The organism is Pseudomonas oryzagri (assembly GCF_020831405.1).
In the GTDB taxonomy this organism is placed as follows: domain Bacteria; phylum Pseudomonadota; class Gammaproteobacteria; order Pseudomonadales; family Pseudomonadaceae; genus Geopseudomonas; species Geopseudomonas oryzagri.
The window spans coordinates 74,823-90,458 of sequence record NZ_JAJHPU010000002.1; the positions used below are offsets into that span (position 1 = coordinate 74,823).

15 protein-coding genes and 1 tRNA gene are annotated in these 15,636 nt (G+C 70.2%); 10 read left to right on the forward strand and 6 right to left on the reverse strand.

Annotated elements, in window-relative coordinates; all coding sequences use genetic code 11:
- The first annotated feature begins 81 nt into the window (after window positions 1-81).
- The 3 genes from LMJ29_RS00365 to LMJ29_RS00375 all read left to right on the forward strand — a co-directional run bounded on the left by LMJ29_RS00365 (window position 82) and on the right by LMJ29_RS00375 (window position 3,486).
- Window positions 82-1,329, forward strand: coding sequence for an ABC transporter substrate-binding protein (locus LMJ29_RS00365; RefSeq protein ID WP_229602793.1), 1,248 nt, complete (start codon window positions 82-84; stop codon window positions 1,327-1,329).
- A 197-nt stretch (window positions 1,330-1,526) separates the two neighbouring features.
- Window positions 1,527-2,345: an enoyl-CoA hydratase gene (locus tag LMJ29_RS00370; RefSeq protein ID WP_229602794.1), complete on the forward strand. Its 819-nt coding sequence runs from the start codon at window positions 1,527-1,529 to the stop codon at window positions 2,343-2,345.
- Window positions 2,346-2,373: 28 nt separating this feature from the next.
- Window positions 2,374-3,486 carry an enoyl-CoA hydratase/isomerase family protein gene (locus tag LMJ29_RS00375; protein ID WP_229602795.1) on the forward strand — a complete coding sequence of 371 codons (1,113 nt, stop codon included), beginning with the start codon at window positions 2,374-2,376 and terminating at the stop codon, window positions 3,484-3,486.
- 75 nt (window positions 3,487-3,561) lie between these two features.
- On the opposite strand, the gene LMJ29_RS00380 is transcribed toward LMJ29_RS00375, so the two are convergent.
- Window positions 3,562-3,810: a hypothetical protein gene (locus tag LMJ29_RS00380; protein WP_229602797.1), complete on the reverse strand. Its 249-nt coding sequence runs from the start codon at window positions 3,808-3,810 to the stop codon at window positions 3,562-3,564.
- A 136-nt stretch (window positions 3,811-3,946) separates the two neighbouring features.
- Window positions 3,947-4,153 carry a hypothetical protein gene (locus LMJ29_RS00385; protein ID WP_229602799.1) on the reverse strand — a complete coding sequence of 69 codons (207 nt, stop codon included), beginning with the start codon at window positions 4,151-4,153 and terminating at the stop codon, window positions 3,947-3,949.
- Between the two features lie 119 nt (window positions 4,154-4,272).
- On the opposite strand from LMJ29_RS00385, the gene LMJ29_RS00390 reads away from it, so the two are divergent.
- The 3 genes from LMJ29_RS00390 to LMJ29_RS00400 all read left to right on the forward strand — a co-directional run bounded on the left by LMJ29_RS00390 (window position 4,273) and on the right by LMJ29_RS00400 (window position 6,272).
- Complete coding sequence (locus LMJ29_RS00390) at window positions 4,273-4,998, forward strand: pseudouridine synthase (protein WP_229602801.1); 726 nt, start codon at window positions 4,273-4,275, stop codon at window positions 4,996-4,998.
- Window positions 4,999-5,048: 50 nt separating this feature from the next.
- Window positions 5,049-5,122, forward strand: a tRNA-Gly gene (locus LMJ29_RS00395).
- A gap of 286 nt (window positions 5,123-5,408) precedes the next feature.
- Window positions 5,409-6,272 carry a LysR family transcriptional regulator gene (locus LMJ29_RS00400; protein ID WP_229602803.1) on the forward strand — a complete coding sequence of 288 codons (864 nt, stop codon included), beginning with the start codon at window positions 5,409-5,411 and terminating at the stop codon, window positions 6,270-6,272.
- A 174-nt stretch (window positions 6,273-6,446) separates the two neighbouring features.
- On the opposite strand, the gene LMJ29_RS00405 is transcribed toward LMJ29_RS00400, so the two are convergent.
- Window positions 6,447-7,214 (reverse strand): HPP family protein, encoded by a 768-nt coding sequence (locus tag LMJ29_RS00405; protein ID WP_229602805.1) that lies wholly within the window; start codon window positions 7,212-7,214, stop codon window positions 6,447-6,449.
- A gap of 512 nt (window positions 7,215-7,726) precedes the next feature.
- Here LMJ29_RS00405 and LMJ29_RS00410 point away from each other — a divergent pair.
- Both LMJ29_RS00410 and LMJ29_RS00415 read left to right on the forward strand, forming a co-directional pair.
- Entirely contained in the window at window positions 7,727-10,210 is a 2,484-nt protein-coding gene (locus LMJ29_RS00410; RefSeq protein ID WP_229602807.1) for a heavy metal translocating P-type ATPase, read from the forward strand.
- Window positions 10,211-10,316: 106 nt separating this feature from the next.
- Window positions 10,317-10,994 (forward strand): DUF4197 domain-containing protein, encoded by a 678-nt coding sequence (locus LMJ29_RS00415; RefSeq protein WP_229602808.1) that lies wholly within the window; start codon window positions 10,317-10,319, stop codon window positions 10,992-10,994.
- A gap of 172 nt (window positions 10,995-11,166) precedes the next feature.
- Here the strand turns inward: LMJ29_RS00415 and LMJ29_RS00420 are convergent, their stop codons facing one another.
- Together LMJ29_RS00420 and gltS are read right to left on the reverse strand one after the other, a co-directional pair.
- Entirely contained in the window at window positions 11,167-12,669 is a 1,503-nt protein-coding gene (locus LMJ29_RS00420) for a TAXI family TRAP transporter solute-binding subunit (protein ID WP_229602809.1), read from the reverse strand.
- A gap of 2 nt (window positions 12,670-12,671) precedes the next feature.
- Window positions 12,672-13,865 (reverse strand): sodium/glutamate symporter, encoded by a 1,194-nt coding sequence (gltS, locus tag LMJ29_RS00425; protein WP_229602810.1) that lies wholly within the window; start codon window positions 13,863-13,865, stop codon window positions 12,672-12,674.
- Between the two features lie 290 nt (window positions 13,866-14,155).
- On the opposite strand from gltS, the gene LMJ29_RS00430 reads away from it, so the two are divergent.
- Together LMJ29_RS00430 and LMJ29_RS00435 are read left to right on the forward strand one after the other, a co-directional pair.
- Window positions 14,156-14,506, forward strand: a complete 351-nt coding sequence (locus LMJ29_RS00430) for a hypothetical protein (RefSeq protein WP_229602811.1) — start codon at window positions 14,156-14,158, stop codon at window positions 14,504-14,506.
- Window positions 14,507-14,536: 30 nt separating this feature from the next.
- On the forward strand, window positions 14,537-14,953 hold the full coding sequence (locus LMJ29_RS00435) for an MAPEG family protein (protein WP_229602812.1): 417 nt from the start codon (window positions 14,537-14,539) through the stop codon (window positions 14,951-14,953).
- A gap of 3 nt (window positions 14,954-14,956) precedes the next feature.
- On the opposite strand, the gene LMJ29_RS00440 is transcribed toward LMJ29_RS00435, so the two are convergent.
- Complete coding sequence (locus LMJ29_RS00440) at window positions 14,957-15,634, reverse strand: cupin domain-containing protein (protein ID WP_229602813.1); 678 nt, start codon at window positions 15,632-15,634, stop codon at window positions 14,957-14,959.
- Window positions 15,635-15,636 lie beyond the last annotated feature (2 nt).

The following is a 15,636-nucleotide window of genomic DNA, read 5'->3' on the forward strand; positions in this document are numbered from 1 at the left end:
GTAGACCAAGAGCTAATGCCCGTTTTAGACGCCGCCGCGTACAACAGGCTTGGGCAAACATAACAACGACCAGGAGGCCCCATGAAGCGCACTCTTACTGCTCTAGCCCTGTGGGCCGGATTCTGCACCACCGTCAGTGCTGCCGACCCCATCACCCTCGGGCTCAACTACCCGCGGACCGGCAGCTACAAGGAAGAAGGCCTCGCGCAGATGCGCGGCGCCCTGCTCGCGGTCGACGAGATCAACGCCCAGGGCGGCGTCCTCGGCCGACCGCTGCGCCTGATCAGCCGCGACACCGCGTCACGCCCGGAAAAGGCCGTGAACAACGTCGAGCGCATGGTCAACGAAGGCGCCGCCATGCTGTTCGGCGGCGCCTCCAGCGCCGTGGCGATCGCCGCCAGCAAGCGAGCCAAGGAACTCGGTGTGCTGTACTTCGGCACCCTCACCTACTCCAACGACACCACCGGCAAGAACGGCCACCGCTACATGTTCCGCGAGTGCAACAGCGCGTGGATGAGCGCCCGTGTGCTCGGCCAGTACCTGGCCAAGACCCTGCCGAACAAGCGCTACTTCTACGTGACCGCCGACTACACCTGGGGCCACACCAGCGAAAGCTCGCTGCGCCAGACCACCGGCACCACCGACGCCAAGGCCAACCCCGGTCTCAAGGTGCCCTTCCCGGGCGCCCGCATGGCCGACTATCGCGACGCGCTGACCCAGGCCGCCAGCAGCGATGCCAACGTGCTGGCGCTGGTGCTGTTCGGCGACGACCTGGTGAATGCCATGCGCATCGCCGAGGATCTGGGCCTGACCAAGCGCATGCAGATCGTCGCGCCCAACCTGACCCAGAGCATCGTCGAACAGGCCGGTCCCGGTCTGATGGAAGGCGTGATCGGCACCGAGCCGTGGACCTGGCGCGTGCCGGAGCTGGAGAAATCCGAAGCGGGCATGGCCTTCGTCAAGAACTACGGTGCCCGCTACGAGCTGATGCCGTCGAGCTCGGCCGCCTCGGCCTACAGCATCGTCCACCAGTGGGCCGACGCCGCCGAGCGCGCCGGCAGCCTGGACAGCGAGAAGCTGATCAAGAGCCTGGAGGGCCACAAGTACCAGCTGCTCAAGGGCCCGCAGGAGTGGCGCAGCTTCGACCACCAGAACGTGCAGACCGTGTACGCGGTGAAGGTGAAGACCCGCGACGAGATCATGAAGGACCGCTCCAAGCAGGACTACTTCGAGATCGTCGGTCGTCTGGACGGCTCCCTGGCCGCCCCGACCCTGGACGAATGGAAGCAGGAACGCACCGCCGCCGGCCAGCCGCCGCAACTGCAGTAACCCCCTCCTCCCGGCCGGGGCTGGACAAGCCGCGGCCGGGACGGCTAAAAGAAGTTCATCCCGGCGGCCCGCGCCGCCGCTCCAGCGAGCGACGCGCGGGCTTCCAGTGACGCACCAGACCGAGCATCCGCCTGCCGGGTGGGCACGCCTGGCAACTCCGGCAGAGCTGGCCACCCGCCTGAAGCCCGAGGACCGTCATGAGCAACGCCGTCGAACCCTACAAGTCCGCCCCCTTCGACCTGACCCACAAGCTGACCGTGGAAAAGCACGGCCACACCGCGCTGGTCACCATCAACAATCCGCCGGCCAACACCTGGGACCGCGACTCGCTGATCGGTCTGCGCCAGCTGGTCGAGCACCTCAACCACGACGACGACATCTACGCCCTGGTGATCACCGGCCAGGGCGGCAAGTTCTTCAGCGCCGGCGCCGACCTCAAGCTGTTCGCCGACGGCGACAAGGCCCGCGCGCGCAGCATGGCGCGCCTGTTCGGCGAGGCCTTCGAGGCACTGCGCGACTTTCGCGGCGTGAGCATCGCCGCGATCAACGGCTACGCCATGGGCGGCGGCCTGGAATGCGCGCTGGCCTGCGACCTGCGCATCGCCGAACGCGAGGCGCAGATGGCCCTGCCCGAGGCCGGCGTCGGCCTGCTGCCCTGCGCCGGCGGCACCCAACACCTGTCCTGGCTGGTCGGCGAAGGCTGGGCCAAGCGCATGATTCTCTGCGGCGAGCGGGTCGATGCCGAAACCGCGCTGCGCATCGGTCTGGTCGAGCAGGTGGTGGACAGCGGCGAGGCGCGCGGCCATGCCCTGCTGCTCGCCGCCCGGGTCGGCCGCCAGAGCCCGGTGGCGGTGCGCGCGATCAAGCCGCTGATCCAGGGCGCGCGCCAGCGCGGACCGAGCAGTTGGCTGGCCGAGGAGCGCGAGCGCTTCGTCGACCTGTTCGACGCCGAGGACACCCGCGAAGGCGTCAACGCCTTCCTCGAGAAGCGCGATCCGCAGTGGCGCAACCGTTGAGACACGCCGGGCGCGTGGGAGAGCCGCAATGAACGTGACCTTCGAAGAGCGGCCAGCCTGCCACGGCCAGCGCCTGGGCATCGCCACTCTGAACGCCGAGAAGAGTCTCAACGCCCTGAGCCTGTCGATGCTCGAGGCGCTCGAGCAGCGCCTGCAGGCCTGGCAGGACGACGCGGGGATCGCCTGCGTGGTGCTGCGCGGCAGCGGCGACAAGGCGTTCTGCGCCGGCGGCGACGTGCGCCAGCTGGCCGAGGCCAGCCGCGCCCATCCCGGCGAGGTGCCGCCGCTGGCGCGGCGCTTCTTCGCCGACGAATACCGCCTGCTGCACCGCCTGCACCACTACCGCAAGCCGCTGCTGTGCTGGGGCCACGGCTACGTGATGGGCGGCGGCCTGGGCCTGCTGCAGAGCGCCGGCCTGCGCATCGTCACCCCCTCCAGCCGCCTGGCCATGCCGGAAATCGGCATCGGCCTGTACCCCGACGTCGGTGCCGGCTGGTTCCTCTCCCGTCTGCCCGGCCGGCTCGGCCTGTTCCTGGGCCTGAGCGGCTGTGCGCTCAATGCCCGCGACGCCCTCGACCTCGGCCTTGCCGACCGCTTCCTGCTCGACGAGCAGCAGCACGCCCTGCTCCACGGCCTGGCCCAGCTCAACTGGGGTGAACAGGCGGCGCAGCAGCTGCACAGCCTGCTGCAGGCCCTGGAGGGCGATGCCCTCGCCCACTTGCCCAGCGCCGAGCTATTGCCGCGCCGCGAGCGCATCGACCGCCTGCTGGATGTCGCCGACCTGCCGGCCGCCTGGCACGCCCTCACCGCGCTCGCGGACGACAGCGACCCGCTGCTGGCGCGTGCTGCCACCACCCTGCGCGGCGGCTGTCCGCTCACCGCGCACCTGGTGTGGGAACAGCGGCAGCGCGCGCCACGCCTGTCGCTGGCCGAGGTACTGCGCATGGAATACGCGATGAGTCTGAACTGCTGTCGCTACCCGGAATTCGCCGAAGGCGTGCGCGCCCGTCTGATCGACAAGGACAACCAGCCGCGCTGGCACTGGCCGGACGTCGCCGCCGTGCCGGCGGCCGTGGTCGAGGCGCACTTCGCGCCGACCTGGGAAGGCGAGCATCCCCTGGCCGAACTCAACGACCGCTAGGCCATCGCTTACCCAGAACGCCACGGGGCGCTCGCGCGCCCCGTGATCGAATCCCTGCCGTTCCCGCTATGGCCATCAATCGTCCTCGCCCTGATCATCATCGCGATGGCCATAGCGCTCGCGCTCGCGCCGACCATCCCAGCGTTCGCGGTGCGCGTCGCGCTCGTCCCAACGGCGATAATCGCGCCCATCCCAATCGCGGTGGCGATGCTCGCCATCCCAGTGCCGATAACCGTCGCGATGACCGTCGTAATGGTCATCGTCGTAGACCACGCACCCGGACAGCCCGAGCAGCACTCCCAACAGCAACACGGCAACACGCATGAACAAGACGTCCTCAGCAGACGGGCCCGACTGGCCCCCTCATAAGACGGCGGCGGGCGCGAACAAGTTCAGGCCGGACGCCAGAAAGCACAACGGGGCGCCTCCGCGCCCCGTTGCGTCATCCCGACACGCGTACTCAGCAGTTGCCCTTCTTGGCCTGCCCCGGCGGACAGAAGCCGCCACCGCCGTAGTCATGGTGTCCTCCGCCGACGTCGACGTGCACATCGTCGCCCACATCGGCACTCACGCCCGGGACATGCACGCTGCACCCCGACAGCACGATCAACAGCGCCAGCAACACTCCGAAAAGTCCGCGCATGGTCAGCCCTCGCGAATCAGTCATAGGCAATCAATCAGACCTGCGCCGAGCAGCTTTGTTGCAGCATCGGGTAGCATGACGCGCGCGCAGCGCTTACCCAGCCCGCGGCCGCGCACTCTCTTTCTTCGCCACGAGCCTTCGCCATGCGCCTGGACCGCTTCCTCAGCAAGCGCCCCGACTTCAACCGCCAGCAGGTCCGCCAGTTGCTGCTCGCCGGCCGCGTAACGATCGACGGCCAGACCGAGCGCGACGGTCTGCGCGAGATCAACGCCTTCCAGCGCATCGAACTGGATGGCCAGGCGCTGCAGGAAGGGCATCCCGCCCGCTACCTGATGCTGCACAAGCCCACCGGGGTGGTGAGCGCCACCCATGACCCGCAGCACCGCACCGTGCTCGACCTGCTGCCGGAGGCGGCGCGCGAGGGCCTGCACATCGCCGGACGGCTGGACGGCAACACCACCGGCCTGCTCCTGCTGACCAACGACGGCCAGTGGTCGCGGCGCCTGACCCTGCCGGGCAGCAAGCTGCCCAAGGTCTACCAGGTGGAGACCGCCGAGCCGCTCGGCGCCGAATACGTCGCGACCTTCGCGCGCGGCATCTACTTCGCCTTCGAGGATCTGGTCACCCAGCCCGCGCACCTGGAGCTGCTCGGCAGCAACAGCGCCCGCCTCACCCTGGTCGAGGGCCGTTACCACCAGGTCAAGCGCATGTTCGGCCACTTCCGCAACCGGGTGACCCGCCTGCACCGCGAGAGCATCGGGCCGATCCGCCTCGACCCGACTCTGCAGCCCGGCGAATATCGCCCGCTCAGCGCCGCGGAACTCGCCTGCACCCTGGAAAACCCCGCGGCTCATTGCACTGGGGCATAAAACGCACTTCACCCGCGGCCCATCTTCTGGTAAAAAGACGGCCTGCAAAAGCGGGCGTCGTATAATGGTAATACCCTAGCTTCCCAAGCTAGAGCCGTGGGTTCGATTCCCATCGCCCGCTCCAGACAATTGTTTCCCTACGCCGCGGCGTGGCGATGAAACCCAGAGAAACCGGCCCTTGCAGCCGGTTTTTTTGTGCCCGCGCTCGGCTGCTCGCATCCGGGGTGAAGAAGAACGCCAGGCCGCGGATCAGGTACACGGCGAGCAGCTGCACGCCGTGCAGTCCGATGGTATCAGGGCCAAGGGCACGGAGAAGAGCCCCCGCAGGGGACGGCTCCGCAGCACTGGCTCTCCTCGGCCCGCAGCGGGACAATGCCTGCCGATCAGCCTGGACCGGAACGCCCAGCCCCATGGACATCGAGCTCGCCCGCACCTTCCTGGAAATCGCCCGCAGCGGCAGCTTCATCGCCGCCGCCGAGCGCCTGCACGTCACCCAGACCGCCATCACCGCCCGCGTGCAGAACCTCGAGAGCCAGCTCGACTGCCGGCTGTTCGTGCGCAACCGCGCCGGTGCCCGGCTCACCGCCAACGGCGAGGCCTTCGTCAGCTATGCCACCCAGCTGGTGCAGACCTGGGAGGCGGCGCGCCGCGACCTGCCGCTGCCGCAGGGCCTGCATCACGTGCTGCATCTGGGCGGCGAGGTCAGCCTGTGCAACCCGCTGATGCTCAGTTGGGTTCGCCAGCTGCGCGCAGAGTTGCCCGACCACGCCATCCGCGCCCAGGTCGGCGACGCCCGCCAACTGGTCGAGCAGGTCGAACTGGGGGTGCTGGACGCCGCGCTGGTCTACCTTCCGGCCTACCAGGCCGGCCTGCAGGTCGAGGAGCTGCTGGAAGAGAAGCTGGTGATGATCCGCTCGGTCGCCAACCCCGAGCCCTACGTGTACATCGACTGGGGCGAGGCGTTCCGCCGCCAGCACGACGCCGCCCTGCCGGAACGGGCGCGCGCCGGCCTGAGCTTCAACCTCGGCCCGCTGGCCCTGCAGTACATCCTCGACAGCGGGGGCGCCGGCTACTTCCGCAGCCGGGTGGTGCAGCGCTACCTGGAACTCGGCATCCTCGAACGGGTGCCCAGGGTGCCCGAGTTCAGCTATCCCACCTACCTGGTGTATTCCCGCGAGCGCGACAGCGCGGACCTGCAGCAGGCCTTCGCCGTGCTGCGCGAGGTGATCCGCCGCGACCACGACTGGTCGCAGCGCTGGGACCCCCTCATCTAGTGGCCTGTGCGGTTGGTTTGTTAACTCGAGTGCGGATGACCCTTTACTCAACCAACTAATGGTTCCGAGACAAGGCGCTGCGACGCGTCATAGCAGGGCTATGGCGAGGAGTGGCAACGCCGTATCGGGGCCATGGGCGCCGAGATCGACCGACACAACCAACCAGACAGGCCACTAACTTACCTGGGACTGCACAAGCTGGGCGTCGCCCGCCGGCGCCTCGGCCGCGAACACCTCGCCGAGGCTGCGCTGCAGGGCCAGCCGCTCGCTGCGCAGGACGATCTCCTCGAGGTCCTCGGGCGTCACGTCGACGAACTCGCCGAATTCCTCCAGGGCCTGCTGCAGGTCGGCCGCGGTGATGCCGACCCACACGTCGGGGCGCGCCGGCTGCGGCGGCTCGGCCAGCGGCGCCTTCGGATAGCGCACGCCGGTCAGGTTGTTGAACAGCAGCGCGCTGCCGAGCAGCCCGCCGGCGCACAGCAGCACCGGCGCCAGCACGGCGAAGCCCATCGCGGTCAGCGCCGGATGCCCCTGCGCCAGGCCCAGCGCCACCGCCGCGGCGGGCGGATGCAGACAGCGCAGCGCGCACATCGCCAGCAGCGCGCCGCCCAGCGCCAGCGCCAGGGTGGCCAGCAGCGGCAGATGCAAAAGGCCCACGGCGGTGGCCACCAGGGCGGCGCACAGGTAGCTGCCCAGGATCGACCAGGGCTGCGACAGCGCGCCCGAGGCCACCGCGAACAGCAACACCGCCGAAGCGCCGAGCGGATTGAGCAGGGCGCGCGCTACCTCCTCGCCGAACAGCCCGCCGCACAGCCACAGCGAGGCGACCACGCCGAGGGCGGCACCCAGGGCAGCGCGCGCCCACTCGCCGGGCCGGGTATGCAGGGCGGGCGGCAGCACGCGCCCGAGCAGGCTCGCCAGGCCGTCACCGGATCCCCGCATGGCCACCTCCGCAGCGCTCGTCGCCAGCGGCGGGACGAGGTCCGGGCCCAACTAGCGGGCCGGCGGAGGCCGGCCGGCGCCAAGGGCCCGGCGCGCAACGGAGGATGGGAATGGGGACGCGTCGGCGCACGCCGACGCCGGGACGGGACACGCGGGTGTCCAGGCGATAGACAGGAATCATGGGCAGTTCCGCAAAGGGACAGGAAAACACGCTCGTCGACCCCGCCTCACCCGCCGCCACGGCCTCCCTCTTGAATGGGGAGTGCTCGCGCCGACATGGCTCGACCGGCAAGATCGGCCAACAGTCTGTCGTCCCCGCTCCAACGACTCAAACTAATAATAATGAAGCACCAGTTCATTTTTATTGATGTAAAAAGCCCAGGCATCCAGCTCCGCCTGCTTCCTGACTGACCGCCATCCGCGACCGCCGCACGGCCAAGCGCTTGCCGCTTGACCTTGCCACCGTTGGAAGCTCTAAGGTGGGACATGCCTGTAACGGACAAGGAACAGCCATGAACAGCACCGCCACTCCCCAGTCGGCCGCCAGCCCGCCTCTGCACCTGAGCATCGACGGCATGAGCTGCGCCTCCTGCGTTGGCCGCGTCGAGCGCGCGCTGCGCAAGGTGCCCGGCGTCACCGCCGCCAGCGTCAATCTCGCCGCCTCGCGCGCCGAGGTCAGCTTCGCCGGCAGCCCCGACGTCGCCGCCGCCATCGCCGCCGTCGAGCAGGCCGGCTACCAGGTCGGCGAGGAAACCGTCGAGCTGAGCGTGACCGGCATGACCTGCGCCTCCTGCGTGGCGCGGGTCGAGCGCGTGCTGGGCAAGGTGCCCGGGGTCAGCGCGGCGCACGTCAACCTGGCCAGCGAGCGCGCCCAGGTCCGCGTGCTGCGCGGCGTACCGACGAGCAGCCTGATCGCCGCCGTCGAACGCGCCGGCTACGGCGCCGAACCACTGGCCGCCGCCGGCGCCCAGGCCGATGCCGAGGAGGCGCGCCGCGCGGCCGAGCTGGCCGAACTGCGGCGCTCGCTGCTGTGGGCCGCGCTGCTCGCCCTGCCGGTATTCGCGCTGGAGATGGGCGCGCACCTGATCCCCGCCCTGCACCACTGGATCCTCGCCACCCTCGGCCAGCAGACCAACTGGATCGTCCAGGGCGTGCTGACCACCGCCGTGCTGTTCGGCCCCGGCCTGCGCTTCTTCCGCCTCGGCGTGCCGGCGCTCGTACGCGGCGCACCGGACATGAACTCGCTGGTGGCGGTCGGCACCAGCGCCGCCTGGCTGTTCTCGCTGGTCGCCACCCTCGCCCCCGGCCTGCTGCCGGCCGGCACCGTGCACGTCTACTACGAGGCGGCAGCGGTGATCGTCGCGCTGATCCTGCTCGGCCGCTTCCTCGAGGCGCGCGCCAAGGGCCGCACCTCGGCCGCGATCCGCCGGCTGGTCGGCCTGCAGGCGCGCACCGCCCGGGTGCGCCGCGACGGCCAGCTGGTCGAGGTGCCCATCGACGCGGTGCGCGTCGGCGACCTGGTGGAAGTGCGTCCCGGCGAGCGGGTGCCGGTGGACGGCGAGGTGGTCGAGGGCGACAGCTTCGTCGACGAGTCGATGATCACCGGCGAGCCGCTGCCGGTGGCCAAGGCGCCCGGCGCCGCGCTGGTCGGCGGCACGGTCAACCAGAACGGCGCACTGAGTCTGCGCGTCAGCCGCATCGGTGGCGATACCGTGCTGGCGCAGATCATCCGCCTGGTCGAACAGGCCCAGGGCGCCAAGCTGCCGATCCAGGCGCTGGTCGACCGCGTCACCCTGTGGTTCGTGCCGGCGGTGATGCTCGCCGCGCTGCTCACCTTCGCCGCCTGGATGCTCTTCGGCCCTCAGCCTGCGCTGACCTTCGCCCTGGTCAACGCGGTGGCCGTGCTGATCATCGCCTGCCCGTGCGCCATGGGCCTGGCCACGCCGACCTCGATCATGGTCGGCACCGGCCGCGCCGCCGAGCTGGGCGTGCTGTTCCGCCAGGGCCTGGCCCTGCAGTCGCTGAAGGGCGCCCGCGTGGTCGCGCTGGACAAGACCGGCACGCTGACCCGCGGCAAGCCGGCGCTGACCGACCTGGTGCTCGCCGAGGGCTTCGACCGCGCGGCCGTGCTGGACAAGGTCGCCGCCGTCGAGGACAAGTCCGAGCACCCCATCGCCCGCGCCATCGTCGCCGCGGCGCAGGCGGAAAACCTCGCCCTCGGCCGCGTGGACAGCTTCGAGTCGGTCACCGGCTACGGCGTGCGCGCCACCGTGGACGGCGTGCGTGTGGAGATCGGCGCCGACCGCTTCATGGCCCAGCTCGGCCTCGACGTCGGGGTGTTCGCCGCTGAGGCCCAGCGCCTGGGCGACGAGGCCAAGACGCCGCTGTACGCCGCCCTCGACGGCCGCCTGGCGGCCATGCTGGCGGTGGCCGACCCGATCAAGGACGGCACCCCCGAGGCGATCCGCGCCCTGCACGAGCTGGGCCTCAAGGTGGCGATGATCACCGGCGACAACCGCCGCACCGCCGAGGCCATCGCCCGTCAGCTGGGCATCGACGAGGTGGTCGCCGAGGTGCTGCCGGACGGCAAGGTCGCCGCGGTCGAGCGCCTCAAGGCCGCCCACGGCCGTCTGGCCTACGTCGGTGACGGCATCAACGACGCCCCGGCGCTGGCCGCCGCCGACGTCGGCCTGGCGATCGGCAGCGGCACCGACGTGGCCATCGAGGCCGCCGACGTGGTGCTGATGTCCGGCGACCTGCGCGGCGTGCCGAGCGCCATCGCGCTGTCGCGGGCGACGCTCGGCAACATCCGCCAGAACCTGTTCTGGGCCTTCGCCTACAACACCGCGCTGATCCCGCTGGCCGCCGGGGCGCTCTATCCGTTCAACGGCATGCTGCTGTCGCCGATCTTCGCCGCCGGCGCCATGGCCTTGTCCAGCGTGTTCGTGCTCGGCAACGCCCTGCGCCTCAAGCGCTTCCGGCCGCCGGCGCTGTGACGAACGGAACCTAACGAGCGGAGCGCCGGTCGTCGCAGCCCGGCGGCCGGCGCACTGCTAAGATGGGCGCTTTCCCTCCAGACCTTCTACAGACAAGGATCGCCCCATGCGCCGTCTCGCCACCCTGTTCGCCGGCCTAGCCCTCAGCGCCCACGCCCTCGCCTTCTCGCTCGCCGATCTCAGCCAGCAGGACGCCAGCGGCGGTCTCAAGGACGCCCTCAGCCAGGGCGCGCAGATCGCCGTGCAGCAGCTCGGCAAGCCCGGCGGCTTCAGCAACGATCCCGAGGTGCGCATCGGCCTGCCCGGCAACCTCGGCAAGGTCGCCAGCACCATGAAGATGATGGGCATGGGCGCCCAGGTCGAGCAGCTCGAGCTGACCATGAACAAGGCCGCCGAGGCGGCAGTGCCGCAGGCCCAGGCGCTGCTACTGGACGCGGTGAAGAAGATGACCATCAGCGACGCCAAGAGCATCCTCAGCGGTCCGCAGGACGCCGCCACCCAGTACCTCAACCGCAGCAGCCGCGAGCAGATCCGCGCCAAGTTCCTGCCGATCGTCAAACAGGCCACCGACAAGGTCGGCCTGGCCCAGCAGTACAACGCCTTCGCCGGCACCGCGGCCAACTTCGGCGTGGTCGACGCCAAGAGCGCCAATCTGGAGGGCTACGTGACCGAGCAGGCGCTCAACGGCCTGTTCGAGGTGATCGCCACCCAGGAAGCGAGCATCCGCGAGAACCCAGCCGGCGCCGCCACCAGCCTGGCCAAGAAGGTGTTCGGCGTGCTGTGAGGATGCCGTTCGTCGGTGTGCCCGGGTCGGGGCGATTCTTCACGCTTTCTTCACGCCCGTCCCGGCACCATCGACCTTGCTGATGGACCAGCCCCCTAGGTAAGAAGCCCGCCCCTGTGCGGGCTTTTTGCTGTCTGGTCGGCGCCTTTTCGCGCCCCATCCCACGTCCCGCCTAGCCTTTCCCGCCTTCCCCGTTCGCCGCGGCGTCCAGCGCGCGCAGCGCGCCCTCGTGCAGCGGTACGGTGAGGCCGCGCCGCGCATTGGCCGGCGACAACTGCTCGCCCTGAATGCTGCCGGCCTCCAGCCAGCGATTGCCGGGGGCGAACAGCCGCTGCACCAGCTGCTCGGCCTCGGCGGCGCTGAACTGCTGCTCGCAAAGCAGCAGGCTGCTCACCGCCAGGGTGGCGACCGCGGCCTCCTGGCGCGGATAGCTGCCGGCGGCCAGCGGCATGGCGAAGGTGCCCGGCCGGCTGGCCACCAGCTGGCGCACGGCCTGCTCGTCGAGGGGCAGCAGGCGCAGGTCGAGCGTCTCGCTGGCGGCGCGGATCTGGTCGGCCGGCGCGCCGATCACCTGCATCAGTGCATCCAGTCGGCCGTCGCGCATCGCCGCCAGCGCCTGCGCGAGGTCGAGGCTGGCCGCCTCGCCGAGATCCGCCGGCTGCAGGCCGTGGGCTGCCAGCACCGCCAGCGCGGTGTCCCGCGAGGCGGAGCCCGGCTGGCCGAGGTTGACGCGCTGGCCGCGCAGGTCGGCGACCGCGCGGATCGGCGCGGCGCCGCGGACCAGCACGTGCACCGGCTCTGGATACAGGCTGGCCAGCGCGCGCAGTTGCGGATAGGGCCCCTGCGCCGCGAAGGGACCGCCGCCGGTGCTGGCCAGGTACGCGGCATCGCTCTGCGACAACGCCAGCACCGCATCGCCGCGGCGCAGCATCTGCAGGTTGACCACCCCGCCCGCGGTGGTCAGCGGGAGCAGCTGAATGCCCTTGTCCTTGAGCAGGCTGGCCAGCGCCACGGCAAAACGCGCGTACTGCCCGCCGGCGGCGCCGCCGGCCAGCGGATAGCCCTGATGCAGACGGCCCAGCCGCCCCTGGATATTGACCAGCGAGCGCTGCAGCTCGTCGCTGATGATCGCCCGCTCCGGCTCGCCCGTGCCGCCGGGCGTGAGCTTCAGCGCGGTGCCGACCGCGGCGATGAGGATCTCGTCGGGCGAGCCGGCGCCGCCTTCGCCGGGTTTGGGCGCGCGCGGCGCGCTGAAGCCCTGCGGCACCACCGCCTGCCAGCCGTCCGCGACCTGCCGGTAGATCAGGCTGCCGTGCGCCTCGAGCCGGTCGCCCTGGCGGTTGCCGCCGTTCTGCACACCGCTCAGCCCGCGCGGCCCGGCGCCGAGCGCGCTGACCAGGCTGGCCACGCCGGGCGAGTCCCAGGCGCCGAAGTCCTGGTCGCGCAGCATCTCCAGCTCGCTGTCGAAATACACCACCACCCGCTTCTCCCCGGCCGGCGCCTTGGCATCGCTGGCCGAACCGCGTCGCTGCAGCGCGGCGACGTGCAGCACCTGGCTGCCGAAGGTCTGGTCCAGGCGCTGCTGCAGGTCGGCCTGCAGGGTGGCCTGGTCGGGACCGCGCGAACAGGCGCCCAGCAGCAGGGCCAGCACGCCGAAGACAAGGGCACGCAACATGATCAGCCTCCCATCCAGGGCAGCAGCAGGAACAGGGTCAGCGCCAGGGCGTTGAGCAGGTCGATGAGGAAGGCGCCGACCAGCGGGGCGACCACCATGGCCTGCGGCGCCGGCCCGTACTTGCGGGTGATGGCCTGCATGTTGGCCATCGCGGTGGCGGTGGAGCCGATGCCGAAACCGCAGAACGCCGCCGAGAGCACCGCGCTCTCGTAGTCGCGGCCGGTGAAGCGATACACCACCCAGGCGCCGTAGAGCATGGCCAGCGCGGCCTGGGCGACCAGCATCAGCAGCAGCGGGCCGGCCAGGCCGGCCACCTGGGCGAGATCCAGGGCCATCATGGTCATCACCAGGAACAGCGACAGGGTCAGCGACGCCAGCAGCTCGATCGCCCCGTCGTTGAGACGGATGCCCACCAGCGGCAGGCTGTTGCGGATCGCCACGCCCAGCAGCAGGCACCAGATGAAGCTCGGCAGGGTCACCGGCCCGGTGTCCAGATGCGCGGTCAGCTGCTGGCCGGCCACCAGGGCGACCAGCGCGGCGGCCAGCACCATGAGGAAGTTGGCGAAATTCACCGGCGCCTCGCCGGTGGCGGCGGCCGTCTCGTCCGCATCCGCCTGCCCGGCGTCCGCGGACAGCCGGTGGCGACGGATCAGCCACTGCGCCAGCGGTCCGCCGATGATGCCGCCCAGCACCAGGCCGAGGGTCGCCGAGGTCATCGACAGCTCCATGATCGACTGCAGGTTGACCACCTCGGCGAAGCGCTCGGCGTAGGCCGCGCCGGTGCCGTGGCCGCCGACCAGGGTGATGGTGCCGCCGACCAGGCCCATCAGCGGGTGCATGTCCAGGCCCCAGGCGACCAGGATGCCGAGGATGTTCTGCAGGAACAGGAAGGGAATCATGGCGAGGACGAACAGCACCAGACGCCGGCCGCCCTGCTTGAGCATGCCGAGGTTGGCCGACAGACCCACGGCGGCGAAGAAGGCCAGCAGCAGGCCGGGCTTCATCACCGTGTCGAAGCCCAGCTGGAAGTCGGCGAAACGGCCGAGCAGGGTCAGGCCGACGGCGAACAGCAGGCCACCGGTGACCGGGTCGGGAATGTTGTAGTGCGAGAGCAGCGGGACCAGACGATTGACCAGACGGCCGAGGAGCAGCGCCAGCGCCGCCACCAGCAGGGTTTCCAGGGGTTGCAAGGTCACGATGGTGCTCCTCGGCTCCGGCTCTGCCCGTTGTCCTGTTTCGAGAATAGTCGAGCCGGCGCCGCGTTCCCGATGGACGGCACCATTCCCCTTCACACTTTGTTGACATTCGTTGCGGCACTATGACCTTGCTGATGGATCAGCACCCCTAGCAAGCACGAAGCATGAAGCCCGCCACGCGCGGGCTTTATGCTGTTCGGCGCCAGCAATCGTGGCGGCCGGCGGGCGTGCAGGTGGAGGGCCACTACACTGAGTGCGCCTGCCCGCCGCCGCATAGGAGAAAGAAGAGCATGGAACTCGCCCTGTTGAGCGACGAGGAAATCCTCGCCGTCGCCGACCCCATCATGGACAATCTGATGGCGGCCTCGACCGCCATCGACCACGCGCGCCACGTCCGCGACTTCACCGAGCGGGCCAGGGCGCAAGTCACCCCCGAACACCTGCGCCAGGTCTGCGAGCGCTACCAGGCCGAGAAGGGCTTCTTCGCCCGCCGCAAGCCGGTGGCGATCTTTCGCCGCCCCGACTCGGTGGTGGTGGTCTGGAAGCAATGGTTCACCCGCGAGCCCGGCGAGTACGTGGCCGAGCTGCTGCTGGTCGAGCAGGATGGCCGCTACCTGGTCGACCACGTCATGGTGTTCTGAACACGGATACATACACAGGAAGGAACCGCCTTGGAACAGACAGAGATCTTCCGGCCGCTGATGGCCCTGGTCGGCTGGACGCTGTGCGTGCTGCTGCTCATTCCCTACCAGCGCTTCAAGGCGGTCTTCGCCGGACGGGTGACCAGCCACGACTTCCGGCTCGGCGAGTCGGAGCAGGTGCCGCCGGAGGTGCGCCTGCCCAATCGCAACTTCCAGAACCTCCTGGAAGTGCCGCTGCTGTTCTACGTGGTCTGCCTGGTCGGCTACCTGAGCGCGCAGATCGACGCCACGGCGCTCGCCCTGGCCTGGGGCTACGTCGCCCTGCGCGTGCTGCACAGCCTGGTGCATCTCACCTACAACGCCATCGTGCACCGCTTCCTGCTGTTCGCGGCCAGCAACGTCGTCCTCCTGCTCCTCTGGGCGCGCCTGCTGGCGGCGCTGGCCTGAGCCTCAGCGCGCGTCCCAGCAGGTGGGCGCGCCTATGTGCCCGGTCTTCACGAAGAGCACCGCGCCCGTCGACGAATGACGGGGCCAGACGCTGTCCGGCGGATTGCGCAGCCAGCTGCCGGCGGGATAGTCGGCGGTCTCGTCGGCCAGCGCGCCCTCCAGCACCAGCAGTTCCTCGCCACCCGGCCAGCACTGCGCCGGCAGCGCGCTGCCGGGCGCCAGACGCAGCAGCCGCGTGCGCACCCCGCCATGTTCGTGCAGCGGCAGCACGGCGACGCCCTGGGCCTCGTCCGCCTGCCAGGGCAGCGCGCGGCTGTTCAGGCGCAGCTGGGCGTGGTCGTCGGGGGCGAACTGCCAGAGTTTGACCAGCAGGGTGCAGCCGGGTAGCGATGCCGGGGTGTGCCGGCTGCCCGGCGGGTTGCGCAGGTAACTGCCGGCCGGGTAGTCGCCGCTCTCGTCGCTGAACACGCCGTCCAGCACGAAGATCTCCTCGCCGCCGCCGTGATCGTGGGCGGGGAAATGGCTGCCGGGCGCGAAGCGCACCAGGCTGGTGGCACGCGCCACCTCCTCGCCCTGGCGATCCAGCGGGATGCGCTGCACGCCTGCCTGCGGCGAGTCCTGCCAGGCTTGCGCGCGGGTGTCGATCACCACGCGCCTGGCGAAATCCGCGTTCAGCTCCATCG

Excerpts from the sequence above, each read along its gene's own strand:
- LMJ29_RS00365 (WP_229602793.1), top strand. The coding sequence starts at position 82 with ATGAAGCGCACTCTTACTGCTCTAGCCCTGTGGGCCGGATTCTGCACC.
- LMJ29_RS00370 (WP_229602794.1), top strand. The coding sequence starts at position 1,527 with ATGAGCAACGCCGTCGAACCCTACAAGTCCGCCCCCTTCGACCTGACC.
- LMJ29_RS00375 (WP_229602795.1), top strand. The coding sequence starts at position 2,374 with ATGAACGTGACCTTCGAAGAGCGGCCAGCCTGCCACGGCCAGCGCCTG.
- LMJ29_RS00380 (WP_229602797.1), bottom strand. The coding sequence starts at position 3,810 with ATGCGTGTTGCCGTGTTGCTGTTGGGAGTGCTGCTCGGGCTGTCCGGG.
- LMJ29_RS00385 (WP_229602799.1), bottom strand. The coding sequence starts at position 4,153 with ATGACTGATTCGCGAGGGCTGACCATGCGCGGACTTTTCGGAGTGTTG.
- LMJ29_RS00390 (WP_229602801.1), top strand. The coding sequence starts at position 4,273 with ATGCGCCTGGACCGCTTCCTCAGCAAGCGCCCCGACTTCAACCGCCAG.
- LMJ29_RS00400 (WP_229602803.1), top strand. The coding sequence starts at position 5,409 with ATGGACATCGAGCTCGCCCGCACCTTCCTGGAAATCGCCCGCAGCGGC.
- LMJ29_RS00405 (WP_229602805.1), bottom strand. The coding sequence starts at position 7,214 with ATGCGGGGATCCGGTGACGGCCTGGCGAGCCTGCTCGGGCGCGTGCTG.
- LMJ29_RS00410 (WP_229602807.1), top strand. The coding sequence starts at position 7,727 with ATGAACAGCACCGCCACTCCCCAGTCGGCCGCCAGCCCGCCTCTGCAC.
- LMJ29_RS00415 (WP_229602808.1), top strand. The coding sequence starts at position 10,317 with ATGCGCCGTCTCGCCACCCTGTTCGCCGGCCTAGCCCTCAGCGCCCAC.
- LMJ29_RS00420 (WP_229602809.1), bottom strand. The coding sequence starts at position 12,669 with ATGTTGCGTGCCCTTGTCTTCGGCGTGCTGGCCCTGCTGCTGGGCGCC.
- LMJ29_RS00430 (WP_229602811.1), top strand. The coding sequence starts at position 14,156 with ATGGAACTCGCCCTGTTGAGCGACGAGGAAATCCTCGCCGTCGCCGAC.
- LMJ29_RS00440 (WP_229602813.1), bottom strand. The coding sequence starts at position 15,634 with ATGGAGCTGAACGCGGATTTCGCCAGGCGCGTGGTGATCGACACCCGC.